The organism is Parvibaculum lavamentivorans DS-1 (assembly GCF_000017565.1).
Taxonomy (GTDB): domain Bacteria; phylum Pseudomonadota; class Alphaproteobacteria; order Parvibaculales; family Parvibaculaceae; genus Parvibaculum; species Parvibaculum lavamentivorans.
Genome location: NC_009719.1, coordinates 1 through 22101, shown reverse-complemented (window position 1 = coordinate 22101; position 22101 = coordinate 1). Strand labels below are relative to the sequence as shown.

Sequence of the window (22101 nt, the reverse complement as noted above, 5' to 3'; positions counted from 1 at the left end):
CTATTTCGGCGCGCGTTTCGCCAGTATCCGCTGCAGAGTGCGGCGGTGCATGTTGAGGCGGCGGGCGGTTTCCGAGACGTTGCGGTCGCAAAGCTCGTAGACGCGCTGGATGTGTTCCCAGCGCACACGGTCCGCCGACATCGGGTTTTCAGGCGGGTCGGCCTTGTCGCCGCCGGTGGCCAGCAGCGCCGCCTCGATCTGGTCGGCGTCCGACGGCTTCGCGAGATAGTCGACCGCGCCGAGCTTCACCGCCGTCACCGCCGTCGCGATATTGCCGTAGCCGGTCAGCACGACGATGCGCGCATCGGGCCGCACCTCTTCCAGCGTCGCCACCACGTCGAGCCCGTTGCCGTCTTCGAGCCGCATGTCGACAACCGCGAAGCCCGGCTTTTTCGAGCGGGCAAGCTCCTTGCCGTCCTTCACTGTGCTGGCGGTCGTCACCTCGAAGCCGCGGCCTTCCATCGCCCGGGCAAGCCGCGTCAGAAAGGGGATGTCGTCATCGACCAGCAGCAAGGTGCGGTCTTCGGGAATGGTGGGGGTCTCGCCCTCGGGCGCCTCGGCAGAATCTGTCACTTGGTCGTCCAATCTCTGTCGGAATTGGCCGGATTCTAGGCCGGATGGCTCCATTTAGCCAGCCTTGTGGGCCGCTTCCCCCTGCTCCGGAAAGGCCGGATCGGCCTCGATGGCGCGGCGCGGCCAACGCATGGCGAGACGTGCACCCGCCCTGGCATCGTTGCGGTTGCCGATCTCGACGGTGGCCCCCGTCCGCTCCAGCAGCGTCTTGCCGATGAAGAAACCGAGCCCCATGCCCTCATGGCCGCTATCCGGGTCGGCAAGGGCGGTGCGCTTGCGGGGCCGCGTGGTGACATAGGGCTCGCCGAGCTTTTCCAGCACGTCCGGCGCGAAGCCCGGCCCGTCATCCGTTATCACAATCGAGATATGGCCCTTGCCGTAATGCGCGGTCACGGACACTTCCTCGCGCGCGAAATCGGCGGCGTTCTCGATGAAATTGCCGAGCCCGTAGAGCATTTCCGGGCGGCGCCAGATTTCCGGCTCGCTCGCGCCGTCCTCGTCGGCGATGACGTCGATATGGAAGACCACATCCATGTCGCGATGCGGCGCGACGACCTCGTCCAGCAGCGCGTGGAGCGGCAGCCGCGAATAGATCACATCGGCGCCATCCGGCTGGCGCGACAGGCGCGAGAGAATGTCCTTGCAGCGTTCCGCCTGGCTGTGAAGAAGCGCGAGGTCTTCCTTCATCTCCTGTTCGCCCATCTGGCCGCGCATCAGTTCCTTCGTGACAAGCGAGATGGTGCCGAGCGGCGTGCCGAGTTCATGCGCGGCGGCGGCGGCAAGCCCATCCAACGCGGAGAGGCGCTGCGCACGTGCCAGCACGAGCTGCGTCGCCGAGAGCGCCGCCGACATGCGGCGCGATTCCTGCGAGATGCGCCAGGCATAGGCCGCCATGAAGCCGAGGCCGAGCAGCAGCGCCAGCCAGTGGCCGGTCACATAGAGCGAGGGCAGTTGCGGCTCCTCGCCCGGCCGCCAGGGCAGCGGCATATGGAACCAGGAGAGCAGCGTCACATAGGTGAAGGCCTGTGCGAGCAGGAAGCCGGTGCTGCGGAGCGAGAGTGTCGTCGCCGAAATCGTCACCGGCGCCATGAACAGAAGTGCGAAAGGATTCTGCAAGCCCCCCGTCAGGAACAGCAGGATCGCAAGCTGCGCGAGATCGATGGCGAGATAGACCGCCGCCTGCCAGTCGGGCAAGCGCGTCGCCGAGCGGTATCGGAGCGTCAGGAAAACATTGAGCCAGGCGGAAGCGGCGATCACCGCGAGACAGAGGCCGAGCGGCAGCGGAAAACCCATGCCGAAATGAACGACAAGCACGGCGGCGAGCTGTCCGGCGATGGCGAGCCAGCGCAGGATGACGAGCGTCTGCAGGCGCACCTGCCCGCTTGGATCGCCGGGCATGCGCCCCGCCAGAAAATTCCGGCGCAGCCAATGCATGGAGCTCCGGTCTTCGGTCATGGCCATGAATTTTCTCTCCGCCGCCTGGTCCCGCGCGCAGTCTAGGGCCTCGCGGCCTCCGCGTCATGAAGGGCAGGACGTCGCAGGGGAGAAGCGGGAAGGCGTCAGACGTTGGACGGCCAGGCGCCGGCAAGCGGGCGCGTTTCGCCGATCCGCATGATCCAGGTGTTTTCCGGCTCATAGCCTTGTTCGGCGGCCGCTTTCACGAAGCGTTCCGGCGGCTCGAAGGGCGGCTCCACGGTCAGGAGCACCGTCCCCCAATGCATCCCGACGATGCGGCGTGCCTTGAGGTCGCGGCCCATCTGCACCGCTTCTTCCGGTGTTGCGTGAGAAGCCTTCATCATCACGCGCGGCTCATAGGCGCCGATGCCGAGAAGCGCCGTATCGAAGGGGCCATAGGCATCGCCGATATCGCTGAAGATCGGCCCATAGCCGCTGTCGCCGCCGAAGAAGAGGTGGTGTTCCTCGCTCTTGAGCGCGAAGCCCGCCCAGAGCGTCCTGTTGGTGTCGAAACCCGAGCGCCGCGACCAATGCACCACCGGCAGCGCCGTCACCGAGACGCCGCGTGTTTCGTAGCGCTGGTGCCAGTCGAGTTCGACGACATTCGGGAACCCGCGATCGCGGAAAAACTTCGCCAGCCTGAGCGGCACGACCACCATCATGCTTTTCTTGTTCGGCAGCCGCGCCAGCGCGCGCTCATCGAGATGGTCGTAGTGATTGTGGCTGACGACGAGAATGTCGATGGGTGGCAGCGCCGAAATCGGTACGCCGGATTTGACGTAGCGGCGCGGGCCGAGGCCCGCAGGGCCGGCAAAGGTGGTGAGATAGGGGTCGGTGAGAACAGTGAGGCCGCCGATGCGGATCAGGAAAGAGGCATGGCCGAGCCAGGTCAGGAAATCATCCTCACCCTTCACATAGGCCTGCAGGTCGCGCACCGCCTCGCCGCGCGGCACGACATGCCCTTCCGGCACCTCGACCTTGCGCGCACCCATCTTCAGCATTTCGAGAAAGAAGGGCCCGGCATGACGCATACGGCCCTGGCCGCGGCTGTCGCAGCCCTCGGGATTACGGAAGGTTCCGTCCGGCATGTGATGCCACGGGCGCGGCTCCGCGTCGGAAGCTGCGGCGGCGGTGCCCGCTTTCGCGGCTTTCGGCGATGCGCGACGCTGTTTCATTCCTGCCTGAGGTTCAAGTTTCGATACCCATAAGATAGGTCGATCCTGCCTCCCAACAAGGGAGCGGCCCGCGCAAGCTCCCGCGTTGCCGCGCGTCAGGCGCCGGCGCCGCGCAGCAGCGCCGCTATTTCGCCGAAATGATTTTCCTCGGCCAGATCCAGCGCCGTCCGGCCGGTGACGTCGGTATCGTAAATATCGACATCGTGGCGGATCAGCACTTCGACGATGGCGCTATGGCGGGCGCGCGTGGCGATGAGAAGCGGCACTTCGCGGTTGGCGCCGGGCCGGTTCGGATTGGCACCGGCCTCGAGCAGTGCCTCGGCGATTTTGGTGCGGCCGGCCAGCGCCGCCAGCGACAGGGGCGTGGTGCCGTCGGGCGCGCGGCGGTCGGGATCGGCGCCGTTTTCGAGCAGCATCTTCACCGTCGAGAGATGGCCATTGCCGACGGCGAGGATGAGCATCGGTATGCCGTCGCGGCCGCTTTCATTGGGTGAAACGCCTTTGACGAGGGCGGCGCGCAGCTTCTCATTGTCGCCGGTGCGGGCGGCCTGAACCGTCTCATTGTCGATGATGTAGTTGGTCGGCCCGCCAGGCTGCATCGCCTGCACGGGCGCCGCGGCGAAGAGCGCCGCCAACAGCAGAGAGGCTGACAGGAGAAATGCGGGCAGGACGCGTGTCATTTTGCCGCCACCGGCAGGTTCGCGATATCGAAACATTTCTCTAAAGGCTCATTTGACGCTAGACAGACAACCGGGCCCGGCTCTTCGTCCGCGCCCCCCAGACCGCAAGTATAGACCATCGAGGGGCGCGCGTCCCGCAATCGCGCGCCGGACGGAAAAGGAGAAGTGGATGTCGCGCAACGGCCTGATCGCTCTCATCGTCGGCATTTTCGTGGCAATCGGCCTCGGACTCCTGATTTCCGAGGTCGCCATCGACATGGCCGAGGGCGAGAAGCCCGTTGCATCGAGCGGGGAAGCGCGTGTCGGCGGGCCCTTCACACTTGTCGACCAGACCGGCAAGACAGTGACGGAGGCGGATTTCCGTGGCCGCTACATGCTGATCTATTTCGGCTTCACCTTCTGTCCCGACGTCTGCCCGACCGAACTTGCCATCATGGCGGCGGCTCTCGATGCATTGGGGGACGACGCCGAAAAGGTCCAGCCGATCTTCATCACGGTCGATCCCGAACGGGACACGCCTGAAGTCATGGCCCGTTACGTGCCGCTCTTTCATCCGCGCCTGATCGGCCTTACCGGCTCGCCCGAACAGATCGCCGAGGTCGCGAATGCCTATCACGTCTTCTATCGCAAGGCCGAAGACGAGAGCTCGTCCCAGGATTACACGATGGACCATTCCTCCATCGTCTTCCTGATGGGACCGGACGGCGAATATCTGAAGCTCTTCCCGCCGGCCACGGCGCCGGAAAAGATGGCGGCCGATATCGCGTCCCATATCGAGTGACGGTAAGGTGAGGGTTGCTGTCCTAATTGCACCTTTCGCCGCGCCCCTTCGTCAGTGTCTTGACGGTTTTCCGGTATCGCCTTATGTTCCCGGCCCATGGAATGCAACCGGCATATCGCCCTCGGCCAGACGCTCGGCCTTGACCTCGCCCTTCTTCGGGGCGCGCTCCTCTGCGCCTGAGCGCAGAAAACATTTACCTTCCGACATCTTCCTAGTTCTCCCTGCGCCCATGAGCGCCACGAAAGCCCATGCCGCGCGCCGTTCCGTTGAGATGTGAGACACATCATGCTGAAGAATCCTTCCGTCAAATACCGCGCCTTCGCACCGGTGCCCTTGTCCGACCGGCAATGGCCGTCGAAGACGATCACCAAGCCGCCGATCTGGATGAGCACCGATCTCCGCGACGGCAATCAGGCCCTTTTCGAGCCGATGAACGCGGAACGGAAGCTCCGCATGTTCGAGATGCTGGTGAAGATCGGCTTCAAGGAAATCGAAGCCGGTTTCCCTTCCGCCTCGGACACGGATTTCGGTTTCATCCGCAAGCTCGTGGAAGAAGGCCGCGTGCCGGACGATGTTCATATCGAAGTGCTGACGCAGGCGCGGCCCGAACTCATCGCGCGCACGATGGAATCGCTGAAAGGCGCGAAGAACGCCATCGTCCACGTCTATAACGCGACGGCGCCGAATTTCCGCGAGGTGGTTTTCCAGCAGGGCAAGCAGGGCGTGAAAGCCATTGCGACGGAAAGTGCCCGCCAGATAAAGGAAATAGCGGCCACGCAGCCCGAGACCAACTGGACCTTCCAGTACAGCCCGGAAGTCTTTTCCGGCACCGAACTCGACTTCGCGAAAGAGGTTGTCGATGCGGTGACGGAGATATGGGAAGCGGGACCGGAGCGAAAAGTCGTCATCAACCTGCCGGCGACGGTGGAAATGGCGACGCCGAACATCTATGCCGACCAGATCGAATGGATGCACCGCAATCTCGAACGGCGCGACGGCATCATCTTGTCCGTACACCCGCATAATGACCGCGGCACGGCGGTGGCGGCGGCGGAGCTGGCGATCATGGCGGGCGCCGACCGCGTGGAAGGCTGTCTCTTCGGCAATGGCGAGCGGACGGGCAATGTCGATCTCGTCACGCTGGCGCTCAATCTCTACAGCCAGGGCATCGATCCGGGACTGGATTTCGCGCAGATCAACGAGATCGCGCGCACGGCGGAATATTGCACGCAGTTGCCGATCCATCCGCGCCACCCCTATGTCGGCGATCTCGTCTTCACGGCTTTTTCCGGCTCGCATCAGGATGCGATCAAGAAGGGACTTGCCGCCTACAAGGCGGGCGACATCTGGCAGGTGCCCTACCTGCCGCTCGATCCGAAGGATCTGGGCCGCACCTATGAGTCGATCATTCGCGTGAACAGCCAGTCCGGCAAGGGAGGCGTGTCCTATCTGCTGGAAGCGGAATATGACCTTCGACTGCCGCGCCGGCTGCAGGTCGAGTTCAGCTCCGCCGTCCAGCGCGTGACGGACGATACGGGCAAGGAAGTGCGAGCGGCCGACATCTGGCGGATATTCGAAGAGGAATATCTCACCCGCGCGGAGCCCATCGAGTATCTGTCCCATTCTCTCTATGACGAGAGCGGCAAGCAGGGCGTGAAGATCCGTATACGGCGCTTCGGCAAGGAAGAGGAACTCTCCGGTTCCGGCAACGGCCCAATCGACGCGGCGATGGATGCTCTGAAGCTCGGCGTTGAACTCCGTCACTATGAAGAGCATTCGATCGGATCGGGCACCGACGCGAAGGCGGTCGCCTTCATGGAGGTCGCGGACCCCGAACATCCGGGCGATCTTTTCGGTGTCGGCATCGACGCCAACATCATCACCGCCTCGTTCAAGGCGATGCTGAGCGCCGCCAACCGGGCGGCGGCGCGGCGGCCGAAATCCGAATGGGCGCGGCTCTGCGGCGGCGCCGAATAGAGGGGTTTATCCCCGCTTTCGGGCCGACTGTCGTCAAACCGTCACAAAACCGTCATGAAGCGCCAAAAGCGCCTCATGACGGTCTTGTGACAGTTACGTGACACTCCTCGACTATTCGCCGTAATCACCCGAAAAAATCCGCTTTGACAGGCTGCACTCGAAGCCTACATTAATTGTTGCGCCGCAACATAAGGCGCGGGGGCGGGACGGCTGATGCGAGGTGTAGCGTGCTCTATCACATCTACGAATTGAACCATGCGGCGGTGGCGCCTTTCCGGGCAGCGGCCGAGGTTGGCCTGTGGGCGCTGCGGCATCCGCTCAACCCCTTCGCGGAGACGCTGCCGAGCAAGACGCTGGCGGCGGCCTTCGATGTTTTCGAGACGACGACGCGGCGTTACGGCAAACCGGAATTCGGACTTCACGAGACGACCATCGACGGCAAGCCGGTTCCGATCACCGAACGGATCGTGTGGGAGCGGCCTTTCTGCAAGGTGATCCATTTCGAACGCGAGCCATCGGCGATGAAGGGCGTGGCGCCGCAGCAGAAGCTTTTGATCGTCGCGCCGCTTTCCGGCCATTACGCGACGCTGCTGCGCGGCACGGTGGAAGCGATGCTTCCCTATCACGAGGTCTACATCACCGATTGGGTGGACGCGCGGAAAGTGCCTTTGACGGAAGGCTCTTTCGATCTCGACGACTATATCGACTATGTGATCGAGATGTGCCACGCACTGGGGCCGGACCTGCATCTGCTCGCCGTCTGCCAGCCCTCGGTGCCGGTCTTCGCGGCTGTCGCCGTGATGCATGACAATGACGACGCCTATGTGCCGCTCAGCATGACGCTGATGGGCGGACCCATCGACACGCGCGAAAGCCCGACCGAGGTGAACAATCTCGCCACCGAGCGCGGCACCGAATGGTATGAACGCCACGTCATCACCACCGTTCCCTGGCCGCATCCGGGCGTGATGCGCCGCGTCTATCCGGGCTTCGTGCAGCTTTCGGGCTTCATGGCGATGAACCTCGACCGCCACATGGACGCGCATTGGAACTATTTCGACCACATGGTCGAGGGCGATGGCGACTCGGCGGAGAAGCATCGCGAGTTCTATGACGAATATCTCTCGGTCATGGACATGACCTCGGAGTTCTATCTCCAGACGGTCGACGAGGTGTTCGTGAAACACTCGCTGCCCAAGGGCGAGTTCACCCATCGCGGCAAGACGGTGCGGCCCGACGCCATTACCAGAACGGCGCTGATGACTGTCGAGGGCGAGAAGGACGACATCTCGGGCGTCGGCCAGACGAAGGCGGCGCACAAGCTTTGCAAGAACCTACCGGCCAGCATGAAGGCCCATTGGGAGCAGCCGGGCGTCGGACATTACGGCGTCTTCAACGGCACGAGATGGAAGAGCGAGATTGCGCCGCGCGTACGCGAATTCATGGCCGCCCACGCCAAGAGGTAGATCAGAACTCGCGGGCGAAGATGCGGCTCTCGTCCTGGAACGCCTTGAACTCCAGCGCATTGCCGGAGGGGTCGCGGAAGAACATGGTTGCCTGTTCGCCGGGTTCGCCCGCAAAGCGGATATGAGGTTCGATCACGAAGGACGTGCCCGCCGCCTTGAGCCTTGCGGCCAGCGCATGCCAATCCTCCCAGGCGAGGATCAGACCGAAATGCGGAACCGGAACGTCGTCGCCATCGACCGCGTTTCTTATCTCGTCGCCTGCGGCATCGCCGCGCTCGCGCGCCGGGCCGAGATGCGCAACTATCTGATGGCCGTAGAGATCGAAGTCTATCCAGCTTGCGGCGGAGCGGCCTTCGGGGCAGCCGAGAAGGCTTCCGTAAAATTCTCTTGCGGCGGAGAGATCATCGACCGCGAAAGCCAAATGAAATCGTGGCATCCTTGACATGATTCGACCCTATCTTTTTTGCCTTCGGACAGGAACCAGACCGTCGTCATCGCCCCGCCAGCATGTTTGGCGGGTTTTGGGCTCGACCGCATTATGAACAAACCCGTGAAGCCTGCCTCTCTTCATTTCGACTATCTCCAGATCGACGGGCGCACCGTGCCCGTAACCGTCCGGCACAACCCGCGCGCCAAGCGCGTCATCGTGCGGGTCGACCTTGCCGCCGGATCGGTGCAGGTCACGGCGCCGACGCGGCGCGGCCTCGACAAGGCGCTGCTGTTCGCCCGCGAGCAGCGCGAATGGATAGCCGAGCGGCTGCATCAGGTACCGATCCCCGTTCCCTTCAAGAACGGCGCGCATATTCCCCTGCGCGGCAAGGAACACATCATCCGCTATGTCGGCGTGAGGCGGGAAGACGCGGCGACGCGTGGGCCGGTCTGGCGGGTGCGCTCGGCCGATACGGGCGGTCTGCCGGAAATCCGCGTGACGGGACATCCCGATTTCGTGCAGCGGCGCGTGACCGACTATCTCAAAATGAAAGCACGTGAAGAGCTGAACGAGCAGGCGCTGCATTATGCCGAGCTTTTCGACGTGCGCCCGTCGCGCATCACGGTGCGCGACACGACCACGCGCTGGGGCTCCTGCTCGCCGAGCCGCGCCCTTTCCTTTTCGTGGCGGCTCATCCTCGCGCCGACTTATGTGCTCGATTATGTGGCGGCGCATGAGGTTGCCCATATCAGGCATATGAACCACGGGCCGCGCTTCTGGGCGCTGGTCGCGGAGGCCATTCCGAATTACGAGCCGGCCAAGCACTGGCTCGAAACCAACGGCCCGGGCCTTCACCGCTTCGGCGCGGACCCGGTCGGCATTTTCGCGGGCGGCTACCGCGGGAACCATCCGGCCCGATGAAGCTGGCGCCCGGCACGGCGGCTTTCACCGTGTTCCTGGCGTCGCTTACCGCGGTCGGCCCTCTGTCGACCGATATGTATCTGCCGTCGCTGCCGGCTATCGGCGAGGATTTCAACGCCGATGCGGGCACGGTGCAGCTTACGCTCAGCACGCATCTCATTGCCTTTGCCGGTTCGCAGCTTTTCTACGGGCCGCTTTCCGACCGCTACGGGCGGCGGCCGGTACTGCTTGGCGGCTTCCTGCTTTTCATGGCGGGCTGCTTTGCCTCGCTTTTCGTCACCAGCATCGAACAGCTGATCCTTGCGCGCCTGTTGCAGGCGGTGGGCGGCGGCGCCTCCGTGGTGCTGGCGCGCGCCATTGTGCGCGATCTCTTCGAGGGGCCGGAAGCCGGACAGATGCTCGCCAAGATGGCGGCGATCATGGGGCTCGTGCCCGCGCTTGCGCCGATGCTTGGCGGCGTGGTGCAGGATCTTTACGGCTGGAAGGCGAACTTCATCGCCATGGGCGCCTTCGGCGCGGTGCTGGCGCTGATGGTGGCGGTCAATCTCGACGAGACGCTGCCGCGTGACCGGCGGCAAAGTGCTGCCCCGCTCTCGATCCTGCGTTCCTACCGAAGGCTCCTCGCCGACCGGCACTTCCTCAAATATCTCGCCATTGCGACCGTCGCCTTTTGCGGGTTGTTCGCTTTCGTTTCCGGCTCTTCCTTCGTGCTGCAGGGCCTTTATGGCTATTCGCCCATCGCCTATGGGCTCTGCTTCGGCGCGATGGCGGGCGGCTTCGTTGCCGGGTCGCTGGCGGGCGGACGGCTGGTGCGGCGGCGCGGCATCGACGGCACACTGCGCTTCGGCGGTTTCTGCGCGGCGCTTGGCGGGTTGCTGATGCTGAGCGGGTTGTTCCTGACGCCTTCGGCCATGGCGATCGTGCTGCCGGTCGTCATCTATGGTTTCTCGATGGGCGTGACCATGCCACAGGCGATGGCGGGCGCGCTGACGCCTTTCCCCGATATTGCAGGCACGGCATCGTCGCTGCTCGGTTTTCTGCAATCCTTCGCGGGCGCGCTGGCGGGGCTTTATGTCGGGTATGGCGCGGAGGCAAGCGCACTGCCGATGGCAGGCACCATCGCGGCGGGGGGCGTGCTGAGTTTCGTCATTGCGATGAGCGGCAGGCGGAAGACGATCTAGCGGCGGCCGCCCGCACGGAGCGTGGAGTCCTCGTTGCCGCCGATGCCGAAGAGGCGCTCGAAGAAACCCGGCTGTTCCCACTCATATTCGGCGGGCGCTGCTTCCTGCATGGCGGCGGGCGCGGCGATGCTGGCGGAGGCGGTTGCCACCGGCATTTCCTCCGGCAGCTGCGCTATCGGCACGCCTTCCTGCGTCTTCATCATGAAGTCGTGCCAGATGTGAGCCGGAAGGGTGCCGCCCGTTACCTTTTCCATCGGCGCGCCATTGTCGTTGCCGACCCAGACGCCGACCACGAGATCGGCGGTGTAGCCGATGAACCAGGCATCGCGGAAATCCTGGCTGGTGCCCGTCTTGCCGCCGCTCGGCCGCGCGCCCAAGGCAGAGTTGCGGCCCGTGCCATAGGCCATGACGGCCTGCAGCATGTTGTTCATCTGGCCGACGGTGCGGCCATCGACGACGCGGCCGATGCCCGAACCCTGGCGCCGGTAAAGTTCCTCGCCGGATTCGGAGCGGACTTCCTCGATGCCATGCGGAATGACGCCATAGCCGCCATTGGCGAAGGTGGCGTAAGCCGCGGTGAGTTCCAGAAGATTGACGCTGCCGGAGCCGAGCGCCAGCGACAGGTTTGACGGCAGGTCTTCCTGCAAGCCGAGACGCCGCGCGGCGGCGATGACATTGCGGATGCCGGTTTCACGTGCGACCTGGACGGCGACCGTGTTGACCGACTTCGCCAGCGCGGTGCGGAGCGTCATCTCGCCCTCGAAGCGGCCGGAATAATTCGCCGGCGCCCAGCCGCCATATTCGATGGGGCGGTCGACGCGCAGCGTATCCGGCGTGAGGCCGCGCTCGAGAGCGGCGAGATAGACAATGGGCTTGAAGGCGGAGCCGGGCTGGCGCTTTGCCTGCACCGCGCGATTGAACTGGCTTTGCGCGTAGGAACGGCCGCCGACCATGGCGCGCACCGCGCCATCCGGCGTCATGGCGACGAGGGCGGCCTGTGTCGCATTCACGGCCGCGCCCTCGCCCGCCAGCATGGCGTCGATCACTCTTTCGGCCTCGCGCTGGAGGACGGGATCGATTGTCGTCATCACATTGACGTCGGTATCCGGGCGGCCGGCATAATCCGGTACGGCTTCGGCGACCCAATCGACGAAATAATTGATCGAGCCGCGCGCCGCATAGCCTTCAAGCCGCGCCGGACTGACATTCGCGGTGCGCGCTTCTTCCTGCGTGATGTAGCCGGCATTGACCATGTTCTGCAGCACGATGGCGGCGCGATTGCGCGCGAGCTCGATATTGTTTGTCGGCGAGTAGCGGGACGGCGCCTTCAAAAGACCGGCGAGCATGGCGGCTTCCGGCAAAGTGAGGGCGCGGGCGGGCTTGCGGAAATAACGCTCGGAGGCGGCTTCGAGGCCATAGGCGCCGCCGCCGAAATAGACGCGGTTCAGATAGAGCGTCAGGATTTCTTCCTTGGTGAAGCGCAGCTCCAGCCAGACGGCCAGCACCATTTCCTCGATCTTGCGGGCGATGGTGCGATCGGGCTTCAGGAAGATGTTCTTCGCCAGCTGCTGCGTCACCGTCGAGCCGCCCTGCACATAGGCGCCAGCGCGAATATTGGTGATGGTGGCGCGGGCGAGACCGATGGGGTCGACGCCGAAATGCCAGTAGAAACGCTGGTCCTCCGTGGCGAGGACGGCGGCGGGCACCCAGGGCGGCAGATCGGAGAGAGAGGCATAGCCGCTCATCAGATCGCCGCGATGGCTCAGCACCTCGCCATTGGTGGCGACGATGGAGAGGGAGGGCGTGTGCTTGACGTTATAGAGGCCCGACGTATCCGGCAGATGGAGCCCATACCAGAAGAGGAGGCCGCCAAAGGCGATGACGCCCCAGAGCATGAGGACGGCGCCGCCATAGGCGAGGCGGCCGAGAAGAGTGGGCTTTCCCTTGCGGGGCGGGGCGCCGCGGCGCGCGGATTTGCGCGGCGGGGTGCGGGAGCCGGGCCGCTCATCTTCTGTCGGCGCGCGCAGCACCGGCGGCTTCTTCGGACGGGATTTTTTCGCGGCGGGTTTCTTCGCCGGTTTGGCTGTGGGCTTGCGGGGCTTGCCACGCGTGAATGTAGGCTCGGTGCGGCGCATGCCGGGGCCTTCCCAGTCGTCGTCCCAGCCCATGTCGTCGCCGTCGCCTTCCTCGTCGAGCCGTGCATCGGCGTTGGCGTTTACGCCGAGGCGGACCGGACGCAGACCGGCCATCCGAACGATGGTCCAGTCTTCTTCCTCCGCGCCGCCTCGTTTGCCAGGGCCGGATTTGCCCTTCCGGGATGACATCGAACCCGAAGCCTCACGCTCTGCCCTTGCGCGCCCGAGGCGCGGGGAACCATGTCCAGAAACTAGACAGCGATGGTTAACGCCTTGTTAACGATTGGCGCACCCGAAGACCCCTGTCTTGCGGACAAAACGGTCAAGAATGAGGCGCCGGCCTCAGATATCCAGATTGGCGACGTTCAGCGCGTTTTCGCGGATGAAATCGCGGCGGGGTTCCACGACATCGCCCATGAGCTTCACGAAGAGGTCGTCGGCATCGTCCAGCTCGCGGATCTTCACCTGCAGGAGCGAGCGGGCGTCGCGGTCGAGCGTCGTTTCCCAGAGCTGGCCGGGGTTCATTTCGCCGAGGCCCTTGTAGCGCTGCACCGTGTTCCCTTTGGTGCCGGCGGCCATGACCGCGTCGAGAAGCTGGGAGGGCGAGCGGATGATGTGGCTGTCGTCCTTGCGGCGGAGCGTGGCGGCCTTCACATAGACCTCCTGCAGATGCTCCGTATAGCTGTCGAGACGGCGGGCATCGGCGCTGGCGATGAGGGGGCCGTCGATCGAGACTTCCTCGCGGACGCCACGCACCTCGCGGGCGAAGCGGAGACCGCCATCCTGCGTCGTCTCGCCGGTCCAGCCGCGCTCGGTTTCTTCCGACAGAAGATCGAGACGCCGCGCGATATAGGCGGCGGCTTCCCTTGCATGTTCGGGTTCGGCGAGCGCCTTCGGATTGAGCGCGCCGGCAATCGCCGCCTGTTCGACGACGAAATGCGGATATTTGGTCGGCAGACCTTCCAGCACGGCACGGACCGAGCGCGCCCTGGCGACGATGTCGCTCAAATCGGGACCGGCGCGCTGCGAACCGTCATGCAGCGTCAGCACCATGTCTTCGAGGCCGGTCGAGATCAGATAATCGCCGAGCGCCTTTTCGTTTTTCAGATAGGTCTCCGAGGTGCCGCGACGCACCTTGTAGAGCGGCGGCTGCGCGATATAGAGGTGGCCGCGCTCGATCACCTCCGGCATCTGGCGATAGAAGAAGGTGAGAAGGAGCGTACGGATATGAGCGCCGTCGACGTCGGCGTCGGTCATGATGATGATCTTGTGGTAGCGGAGCTTGTCGATATTGAAATCGTCGCGGCCGATGCCCGCGCCGAGCGCGGTGATGAGCGTGCCGATTTCATTCGAGGAGAGCATCTTGTCGAAGCGCGCGCGCTCGACGTTCAGAATCTTGCCGCGAAGGGGAAGCACGGCCTGGTTGGAGCGATCGCGCGCCTGTTTCGCGGAGCCGCCGGCCGAGTCACCCTCGACGATGAAGAGTTCGGATTTCGCGGGATCGCGTTCCTGACAATCGGCGAGCTTGCCGGGGAGGCTCGAGACATCGAGCGCGCCCTTGCGGCGCGTCAGCTCGCGCGCCTTGCGGGCGGCTTCGCGCGCGGCGGCGGCTTCCACGACCTTGGTCACGACCTGGCGGGCTTCGGCGGGATGTTCCTCGAGCCAGGTGGAGAGCGCATCGTTGACGAGGCCTTCGACGACAGGGCGGACTTCCGACGAGACGAGCTTGTCTTTCGTCTGCGAGGAGAATTTCGGATCGGGCACCTTGACCGAGAGGACGCAAGTGAGGCCTTCGCGGGCGTCGTCGCCGGTGAGGCTTACCTTCTCCTTCTTCGCGATGCCGCTTTCATTCGCGTAACTGTTGATGACGCGAGTGAGCGCGCCACGGAAGCCCGCGAGATGCGTGCCGCCATCGCGCTGCGGGATGTTGTTGGTGAAGCAGAGCACGTTCTCGTGGTAGCTGTCGTTCCACCACATGGCGACTTCGACGGTGATGCCTTCGCGCTCGGCGCGGATGGCGATGGGCTTCTGGATGAGCGGCGCCTTGGTGCGATCAAGGAAGCGGACGAAGGCTTCGAGGCCGCCCTCATACATCAGCTTCACTTCTTTCGGCTCGACGCCGCGATGGTCGGTGAGGTTGATCTTCACGCCGGAATTGAGGAAGGCGAGTTCGCGCAGCCGGTGTTCGAGTGTTGCGAAATCGAACTCGGTCTGCGTGAAGGTTTCGCTCGACGGATGAAAGGTGATCTCGGTGCCGGTGACGGGCTTGCCGTCGGCGCCGATGGGAGCGGGGCCGGTGGCTTCGAGCGGGGCGTCGGGCACGCCATGCTGGAAGCGGATGCGGTGTTCCTTGCCGGCGCGCCAGATGCGCATTTCGAGCCAGTCGGAAAGCGCGTTCACCACCGACACGCCGACGCCGTGGAGGCCGCCCGAGACCTTGTAGGAATTCTGGTCGAACTTACCACCGGCATGAAGCTGCGTCATGATGACTTCGGCGGCGGAGACGCCTTCGCCCTTGTGTATCTCCACCGGAATGCCGCGGCCATTATCCATGACGGTGACGGAGCCGTCGGCATTGAGACGCACGTTCACCGCGTCGCAATAGCCGGCCAGCGCCTCGTCGATCGAATTATCGACGACTTCATAGACCATGTGATGAAGGCCGGAGCCGTCATCGGTGTCGCCGATATACATGCCCGGCCGTTTGCGCACGGCATCGAGGCCCTTCAGGACCTTGATCGATTCCGCACCATATTCCTCGGGTGTATCGTCGGCGGGGGTCGTCATTTTCTTTTTTCCTTACGTGACTCAGGCGATTTCGGCGGCGGAGCGAATGATCTTTCCGACGACGCCGTATTCCTTGGCTTCTTCCGCGTTCATCCAGTGATCGCGGTTGGTGTCCTTGACGATCTTTTCGATCGGCTGGCCGGTGGCTTCGGCAAAGATCTTGTTGAGGCGTTCGCGCATCTTCAGCACTTCGCGCGCCTGGATGTCGATCTCGGTGGCGGAACCGCCGACGCCGCCGCGCGGCTCATGAAGCAGGAAGCGCGTGTTGGGCAGGCAGTAGCGGTCCTCGCGGTCGGCGGCGACATAGATGAGCGCGCCGGCCGAGGCGACCCAACCGGTGCCGAGAACGCGGACGCGCGGTTTGATGTATTTGATCATGTCGTGGATCATGTCGCCGGATTCGACATGGCCGCCGGGCGAGGAGACGATCACCGTGATCGGGTCGTCGCTCTCGCCGGCCATCGCCAGCAGGCGCTCGGAGACGGCGCGCGCCTGGCGGTCGTTGATCTCGCCGGTGACGAGCACCGTGCGCGACTTGAAGAGGCCATGCTCGACCAGCGGCATGAACTGGCCCTTGAGGGCGTCGATATCGGGCGTTCCAGGCTTTTCGTCGTTTCTCATCACTTTTTTCCTTCCACGGGGTACCGGGTGGCGCTCTGTATCGTGCCATGCGCGACACGAAGGTCTTGCGCCCGCTCGCCCAGCGTTTCAAACAGCGACGGGTCCGTGCCCGTCATGAAAGCCTGCAAACCGAGGCTCACGATTTCGTCGAACAGCGCGGCGCGACGGCCGGCATCGAGATGCGCGGCGACCTCGTCCAGCAACAGCAGCGGCGCGCGGCCCATGGCGGCGAGAAGCCGGGCATTCGCCAGCACGATGCCGATCAGCAGCGCCTTCTGCTCGCCGGTCGAACATTGGCGCGCCTCGCGATCCTTCGCGGTGTGGCGCACCAGGAGATCGCTCCTGTGCGGACCATCGAGCGCGCGGCCCGCAGCCGCATCGCGGCCGCGCATTTCGGCGAGGCGGGCGCGAAAGCCATCCTCGACATCGACGGCGGCAGCTTCCGCCAGCGCCGTTTCGAGCGAACCTTCCAGCGCCACATGGGCACGGGGGAAAGGCCCTTCGGGCGCCACATCGAGCGCACCGCGAAGCCGCGCCACGATTTCGAGCCGGGCGGCGGCAAGCGCCACGCCATGCTCAGCCATCTGGCTTTCGAGGCCCGACAACCAGGCATCGTCGAAAACATCGTCGGCGAGCAGCTTGCTGCGCTCGCGCAGGGCCCGTTCATAGGCCGCGGCGCGCGTGCCATGGGCCGGATCGAACCCCATCACCAGCCGGTCGAGAAAGCGGCGGCGTTCGCTCGCGCCCTCGACGAAAAGCCTGTCCATGGCCGGCGTCAGCCAGACGATCCGCAGATGCGCCGCAAGCGCGGAAGGACCGGCAGGCTCGCCATCGATACGGACCGAGCGGCTGCGCGAGGAAGGCGCCATGCCCGGCTCGATGCCCGTGCCGAGACGGACGGGGCCATGCTCGGCTTCGAGCGTCGCGGCGACGGCCCAGCCGCCCTCGCCATTGTCCCGCGCGATTTCCGCATAGGCCGCGCCGCGAAGGCCGCGACCGGGCGAGAGCAGGGAGACGGCTTCGAGCAGATTGGTCTTGCCGGCGCCGTTTTCGCCGGTCAGGACCACCGGGCGCCCGTCCAGCGCGAGCTCGGCGCGCGCATAGGAGCGGAAATCGGTGACGACAAGACGGCTCAGCCTCGCGCGCGGAGACGCAAGAGGGGCCGTCACGACGGCACCGGATATTTCCGGCGCGGACGCAGACCGTTCGAGCGCGAGCAACTCACTCGTTCGAGGCACTCCCTATCCTCTGTCTTCTGTCACAGGGCTTTGGCGCCCTACACGCGCATCGGCATCAGCACGTAGACCGCCATGCTGTCCTCGCTGTCGCGGACAAGCGTGGGCGAGCCGGAATCGGCGAAGGCGAAGCTTGCCTCCGCCCCGTCGAGCTGGCCGGTAATATCGAGCAGGTAACGCGCGTTGAAGCCGATTTCGATGGCAGGGCTCGAATAGGAGACGGAAAGTTCCTCCGTGGCGCTGCCGGAATCCGGATTGGTTACGGAGAGGGTGAGCTTGCCCTCCTCGATATTGAGCTTCACCGCGCGCGATTTCTCGGTGGAGATGGTCGAGACGCGATCGACCGCTTCCGCGAAACGCTTGCCATCCACCTGCAGCATCTTGTCGTTGCCGACGGGAATGACGCGGCCATAATCGGGGAAGGTGCCGTCGATCAGTTTCGAGGTCAGCACGATGCCGCCGAATTCGAAGCGGATCTTCGTTTCCGACACGCCGACCGAGAGGGCGCCGCTGTTGCCTTCCAGCAGCTTCTGCAATTCGAGCACGGTCTTGCGCGGGACGATGACGCCGGGCATGCCGGCCGCGCCTTCCGGCAGGTCGTGATCGACCTGGGCGAGGCGGTGACCATCGGTCGCGACGGCGCGCAGCGATTTCTGCTTCGGCCCGTCGACGGCGTGGAAATAGATGCCGTTCAGGTAGTAGCGCGTCTCTTCCATCGAGATCGCAAAGCGGGTCTTGTCGATGAGGCGGCGCATGGCCTCCGCCGGAAGCTCGAAGCGGTGCGGCAGCGAGCCCGCCGCCATGACCGGAAAGTCTTCCTGCGGCAGCGACTGGAGGGCGAAGCGCGAGCGGCCCGCCGTCAATTGCAGGCGGCCTTCATCGGCGCCGGTCGACAATTCGACCTGCGCGCCTTCGGGCAGCTTGCGCACGATGTCGTAAAGCGTGTGCGCAGAGGCGGTGGTGGCGCCGGGCTGGGCGACATCCGCGTCGATCGCTTCCACGACTTCGATGTCGAGATCGGTCGCCGTCAGGCTCAGCTGGCCGTCCTCGGCCTTGATGAGCACGTTGGAGAGAATGGGTATGGTGTTTCGGCGCTCGACGACCGACTGCACATGATTGAGAGACTTGAGTAGCGCGCCCCGCTCGATCGTGATCTTCATGGCCTCTCTTCAGTCCCCCGTTGGGCTTGCTTGCGGCGGCCCTTGGCGGGCGGCGCCTTTTTGAATTTCATCTGAATTTCGCAGACATGTTCCGTCCCGGCCAGTCGGTTGCAGTGTATCCGGGGCTGAGGCGCGACCTGACAGGCGCGCCGTTTTCTCCAGTTTCACTGCGAACAGGGGATCGGATGACGGCCCTTCACAGGCGCCGGGACCTCATGGTCCAGACCCTGCTCGGGGCACGTTCCGGCGGCTGCCGGAATTCCGCAGAAATTCGCTGGCCGAGTATACCAGATCGTCGCGCGGATGCACGTTTTTCGAGGAAATCCGGGGCGAATCCCCGCCCGATCCGCGGGCGATCAACCCACTGATTCGCAAGGGCTTTTTCCGGCCGAACGGCTCAATTCGGCCCGTGGCCGCCCTCAAGCATGCGGCGGAGCAGATCGACATCCTCCTCGATGCCTGAATCGACCAGGCAAAGCTCGTCGATCTTGCGCACGGCATGGATGACCGTGGTGTGATCGCGGCCGCCGAACTTGCGGCCGATCTCGGGCAGCGAACGGGTGGTAAGCTGCTTCGACAGATACATGGCGACCTGACGGGGACGCGCGACGGCGCGGGCGCGGCGGGCGGACAGCATGTCGGCGAGGCGGACGTTGTAGTACTCCGCCACGCGGCGCTGGATTTCCTCGATGGTGATCTTGCGATCGTTGGAGCGCAGCAGATCGCGCAGCACTTCCTGCGACATGTCGAGGGTGATCGGACGGCCGACCAGCGAGGCATAGGCGACGACGCGCTTCAGCGCCCCTTCCAGCTCGCGCACATTCGAGACGATGCGGTGCGCGAGGAATTCGAGAACGCCGGGCGGGATCGAAACCGGGCCGTTCCTCTGCATCATCTCGTCGGCTTTCGCCTGGAGGATGCCGAGACGCAGCTCGTAATCGGTCGGATGGATGTCGGCGGCAAGGCCCCAGCCGAGACGCGAGCGGATGCGCTCCTCGATGCCTTCGAGATCGGAAGGCGAGCGGTCGGCGGAGATGATGACCTGACGGTTATGGTCGATCAATGCGTTGAAGGTGTGGAAGAACTCTTCCTGCGTCGAATCCTTGCCGGAGATGAACTGCACGTCGTCGATCATCAACACATCGACGGAACGGAACTGCTGCTTGAAGGCCATCGTGTCCTTGAAGCGCAGCGCCCGCACGAACTGGTACATGAATTTTTCGGCGGACAGATAAAGCACCTTGCGCTCCGGCTGGCGCTTGCGGATTTCCCACGCGATCGCATGCATGAGATGCGTCTTGCCGAGGCCGACGCCGCCATAAAGGAAGAGCGGATTGAAGGTAACGTCCGTTGCTTCGGCGACGCGGCGCGCGGCGGCATGCGCGAGCTCGTTCGACTTGCCGACCACGAAAGCATCGAAGGTGAAGCGCGGATCGAGCGGCGCGCCGACGCCTGCATCCTCGAAACCATGCGGCACCGCGGTCGCCAGCGGCGTATCGGCACGGATGGCGGAAGGAGCCTGCGCGGCCGCAGTCTCGACCGGTGCGGCATCGCTCACGGGCGCGGCATCCTCCGTCCTCGCCTCGGCCCCGACCAGCACATCGACGCGGCAGAAGGACGGATCCTCATCGGCCCAGAGCTTCGCGAGACGATCGGCGTAATGGGAGACGATCCAGTTGCGGATGAAGCGCGTCGGCACGGAGAGCATGACGCGGCCCTCGGACACACCGTTCATCTCCACCTGCTTGAACCAGCTGTTGAAGGTCGCCTCGCCCAGTTCCGCCTGAAGCCGCGCGCGCACGCGCCGCCATTGTTCCGCAAGGCTCATCGCGGGGGCGCGCCGCAGAGCGGCACCAGGTGCTTCTTCCGAAAGCCGCGCGGCTTTCGCAACATCCTGCGGCCGCCTTTCAGCCGGAGATGGCGCCATATCTTCCTCGTTCAAAACTTCATGCCTCATTTTGCCCCCGGCCCTCAAAAGGCACCGTGAGCTACCCACATATCTCCGGACGCCGCCGTCCGTTCCGCCGTCTCGTTCGGACCCCTGCCCGCCCCCTACGACTGAACCCAGGGAAGCGCCGCCGCCTTCCAGCCGGTGCGTCCGCCGCGATGGCGTTCGCTGTCCAGATCGCCCTCAAACCCGCCAGCCACATTGAAGCACTGGCTGAAACCCGCCGCCGTCATCGCGATCGCCGCCGAACGGCTTCGCGCGCCGGAGCGGCACAGAAAGAAAACCGGCGCCTGCTTGCGCGACGCGCCGAGGGATGCCGCCAGATCGTCCACGAAGCCGGGATTGAGCGCCATCGCCGGAAACTGTTGCCATTCCATGAGGAGCGGCTCCTTGCCCGCACTGGACAAATCCGGCAGCCCGACAAAGGACCACTCCGCGCGCGTGCGCACATCGACGAGGACGGCATCCGGGTTCGACTGGAGAACCCGCCAGGCATCGCCAGGCGCCACATCGCCCGCGTAATTGTCCGGACGAGGCCCGATCAATTCCGGCATAGCGTCACCCTTCGCCTTGTCCGACATGAAGCCCCGCCATCCGCGACCCGATTGCCCTGATCCCCGGCCGCCGCCGGGACCCCTCCGGACATGCTGCGCACCCCCGGGGTAATAACGGAATTACCCCTGCTCGTCCACGCGCATTCTGTCTGGATACTTGTTTTTGCCTTTGGAGGAGAAAAATCAATACTGTATTCAGTAAAACTTTACTCAAAAAATACAGTATTCATTGGCTCCTCCGAGGTTGTTAAACATACCGGCTGGGGGAGGTCTAAGCAAGCGGAAGAATCGTTTTCGTCACAAAAATTTTGCCGTTTGTGACGCGCAAACACTCACCCGCAACATGATGTGTCAGCCGCAACGCACACATACATGCGCGGCGCGCAAGTACCGTCATGCAAGGCTTCTTTCGCTTCGCGGGAAAACCGCGCGCCGCATATTCGTTTGCGATGCAACTTGTCTCGCAGCGATACGCGATGCGAAAAAGGAAAAGCCCGCGTGGTGTTTCGCGGGCTTCATCCAGATCGTTTCGTCGAAAATTTTTCGCGATTATTTATTTTGTAATCGCGGGAAGTGCCTGTCAGGAAAGGGCTTTCACGCGCTGCGTGAAACGCGACACCTTGCGGGAGGCGGTGTTCTTGTGGATCACGCCCTTCTGCGCGGCGCGCATGATCTCCGGCTGCGCGGCGCGGAGCGCTTCCTGCGCTGCGGTCTTGTCGCCGCTTGCGAGAGCTTCTTCGACCTTGCGGACGAAGGTGCGCATGCGGCTGCGGCGGTCCTTGTTGACTGCCGTCTTCTTTGCAATCACGCGGATTGCCTTCTTTGCGGACTTCGTGTTCGCCATCGATCTTCGGACCTTTGTCGGCACGGCCGAAAGGGAGCTTGTCCCGAAACGGCCGGCGGAAATCTGTTTGAAGAAAAGCCGGCACACGCAATGGCGAGCCGACCCCTCGAAAGCGGGCGTTATACGCGCCCCTCCTTCATTCGTCAACAAGCGAAAAAGGCTGAAAAACCGGGCAAAA

At 64.2% G+C, this 22101-nt stretch carries 18 protein-coding genes; 5 read left to right on the top strand and 13 right to left on the bottom strand.

Features of this window, described 5'->3' with window-relative positions; genetic code table 11:
- The 4 genes from PLAV_RS00100 to PLAV_RS18580 all read right to left on the bottom strand — a co-directional run bounded on the left by PLAV_RS00100 (nt 1) and on the right by PLAV_RS18580 (nt 3883).
- Nucleotides 1-627, bottom strand: coding sequence for an ActR/PrrA/RegA family redox response regulator transcription factor (locus PLAV_RS00100; RefSeq protein ID WP_011994932.1), 627 nt, complete (start codon nt 625-627; stop codon nt 1-3).
- Entirely contained in the window at nt 628-2034 is a 1407-nt protein-coding gene (locus tag PLAV_RS00095; protein ID WP_011994931.1) for an ActS/PrrB/RegB family redox-sensitive histidine kinase, read from the bottom strand. It lies immediately after the preceding gene.
- 98 nt (nt 2035-2132) lie between these two features.
- Complete coding sequence (locus PLAV_RS00090) at nt 2133-3203, bottom strand: MBL fold metallo-hydrolase (RefSeq protein ID WP_011994930.1); 1071 nt, start codon at nt 3201-3203, stop codon at nt 2133-2135.
- A gap of 95 nt (nt 3204-3298) precedes the next feature.
- Nucleotides 3299-3883: an ankyrin repeat domain-containing protein gene (locus tag PLAV_RS18580; protein WP_011994929.1), complete on the bottom strand. Its 585-nt coding sequence runs from the start codon at nt 3881-3883 to the stop codon at nt 3299-3301.
- Nucleotides 3884-4052: 169 nt separating this feature from the next.
- Between PLAV_RS18580 and PLAV_RS00080 the strand changes: the two genes are divergently transcribed.
- From PLAV_RS00080 to PLAV_RS00070, 3 genes are all read left to right on the top strand, one after another.
- On the top strand, nt 4053-4664 hold the full coding sequence (locus PLAV_RS00080) for an SCO family protein (protein WP_011994928.1): 612 nt from the start codon (nt 4053-4055) through the stop codon (nt 4662-4664).
- Between the two features lie 285 nt (nt 4665-4949).
- Nucleotides 4950-6641, top strand: a complete 1692-nt coding sequence (gene leuA, locus PLAV_RS00075; protein ID WP_011994927.1) for a 2-isopropylmalate synthase — start codon at nt 4950-4952, stop codon at nt 6639-6641.
- Nucleotides 6642-6868: 227 nt separating this feature from the next.
- Nucleotides 6869-8107, top strand: a complete 1239-nt coding sequence (locus PLAV_RS00070) for a polyhydroxyalkanoate depolymerase (RefSeq protein ID WP_011994926.1) — start codon at nt 6869-6871, stop codon at nt 8105-8107.
- Between the two features lies 1 nt (nt 8108).
- Here PLAV_RS00070 and PLAV_RS00065 read toward each other — a convergent pair whose 3' ends face one another.
- Nucleotides 8109-8543, bottom strand: coding sequence for a VOC family protein (locus tag PLAV_RS00065; RefSeq protein WP_202944012.1), 435 nt, complete (start codon nt 8541-8543; stop codon nt 8109-8111).
- Between the two features lie 102 nt (nt 8544-8645).
- Between PLAV_RS00065 and PLAV_RS00060 the strand changes: the two genes are divergently transcribed.
- Both PLAV_RS00060 and PLAV_RS00055 read left to right on the top strand, forming a co-directional pair.
- Entirely contained in the window at nt 8646-9458 is an 813-nt protein-coding gene (locus tag PLAV_RS00060; protein ID WP_011994924.1) for a M48 family metallopeptidase, read from the top strand.
- Nucleotides 9455-10639, top strand: coding sequence for a multidrug effflux MFS transporter (locus tag PLAV_RS00055; protein WP_011994923.1), 1185 nt, complete (start codon nt 9455-9457; stop codon nt 10637-10639). Before PLAV_RS00060 ends, PLAV_RS00055 begins: the two co-directional genes overlap by 4 nt.
- Here PLAV_RS00055 and PLAV_RS00050 read toward each other — a convergent pair.
- The 8 genes from PLAV_RS00050 to rpsT form a co-directional block, all read right to left on the bottom strand.
- On the bottom strand, nt 10636-12963 hold the full coding sequence (locus PLAV_RS00050) for a transglycosylase domain-containing protein (RefSeq protein WP_011994922.1): 2328 nt from the start codon (nt 12961-12963) through the stop codon (nt 10636-10638). The two genes, PLAV_RS00055 and PLAV_RS00050, sit on opposite strands and share 4 nt — an antisense overlap.
- Nucleotides 12964-13116: 153 nt before the next feature.
- Nucleotides 13117-15561 carry a DNA topoisomerase (ATP-hydrolyzing) subunit B gene (gyrB, locus tag PLAV_RS00045; RefSeq protein ID WP_011994921.1) on the bottom strand — a complete coding sequence of 815 codons (2445 nt, stop codon included), beginning with the start codon at nt 15559-15561 and terminating at the stop codon, nt 13117-13119.
- A gap of 21 nt (nt 15562-15582) precedes the next feature.
- Complete coding sequence (locus tag PLAV_RS00040) at nt 15583-16182, bottom strand: ATP-dependent Clp protease proteolytic subunit (RefSeq protein WP_011994920.1); 600 nt, start codon at nt 16180-16182, stop codon at nt 15583-15585.
- Nucleotides 16182-17420: a DNA replication/repair protein RecF gene (recF, locus tag PLAV_RS00035; protein WP_011994919.1), complete on the bottom strand. Its 1239-nt coding sequence runs from the start codon at nt 17418-17420 to the stop codon at nt 16182-16184. Before recF ends, PLAV_RS00040 begins: the two co-directional genes overlap by 1 nt.
- A gap of 38 nt (nt 17421-17458) precedes the next feature.
- On the bottom strand, nt 17459-18577 hold the full coding sequence (gene dnaN, locus PLAV_RS00030; RefSeq protein ID WP_011994918.1) for a DNA polymerase III subunit beta: 1119 nt from the start codon (nt 18575-18577) through the stop codon (nt 17459-17461).
- A 397-nt stretch (nt 18578-18974) separates the two neighbouring features.
- Complete coding sequence (gene dnaA, locus PLAV_RS00025; RefSeq protein ID WP_041536102.1) at nt 18975-20405, bottom strand: chromosomal replication initiator protein DnaA; 1431 nt, start codon at nt 20403-20405, stop codon at nt 18975-18977.
- 224 nt (nt 20406-20629) lie between these two features.
- The gene (locus PLAV_RS00020; protein WP_245545187.1) at nt 20630-21106 is read right to left on the bottom strand and encodes a rhodanese-like domain-containing protein; all 477 of its coding nucleotides are present in this window, start codon (nt 21104-21106) and stop codon (nt 20630-20632) included.
- 553 nt (nt 21107-21659) lie between these two features.
- Entirely contained in the window at nt 21660-21923 is a 264-nt protein-coding gene (gene rpsT, locus PLAV_RS00015) for a 30S ribosomal protein S20 (protein WP_011994915.1), read from the bottom strand.
- Between the last annotated feature and the right edge of the window lie 178 nt (nt 21924-22101).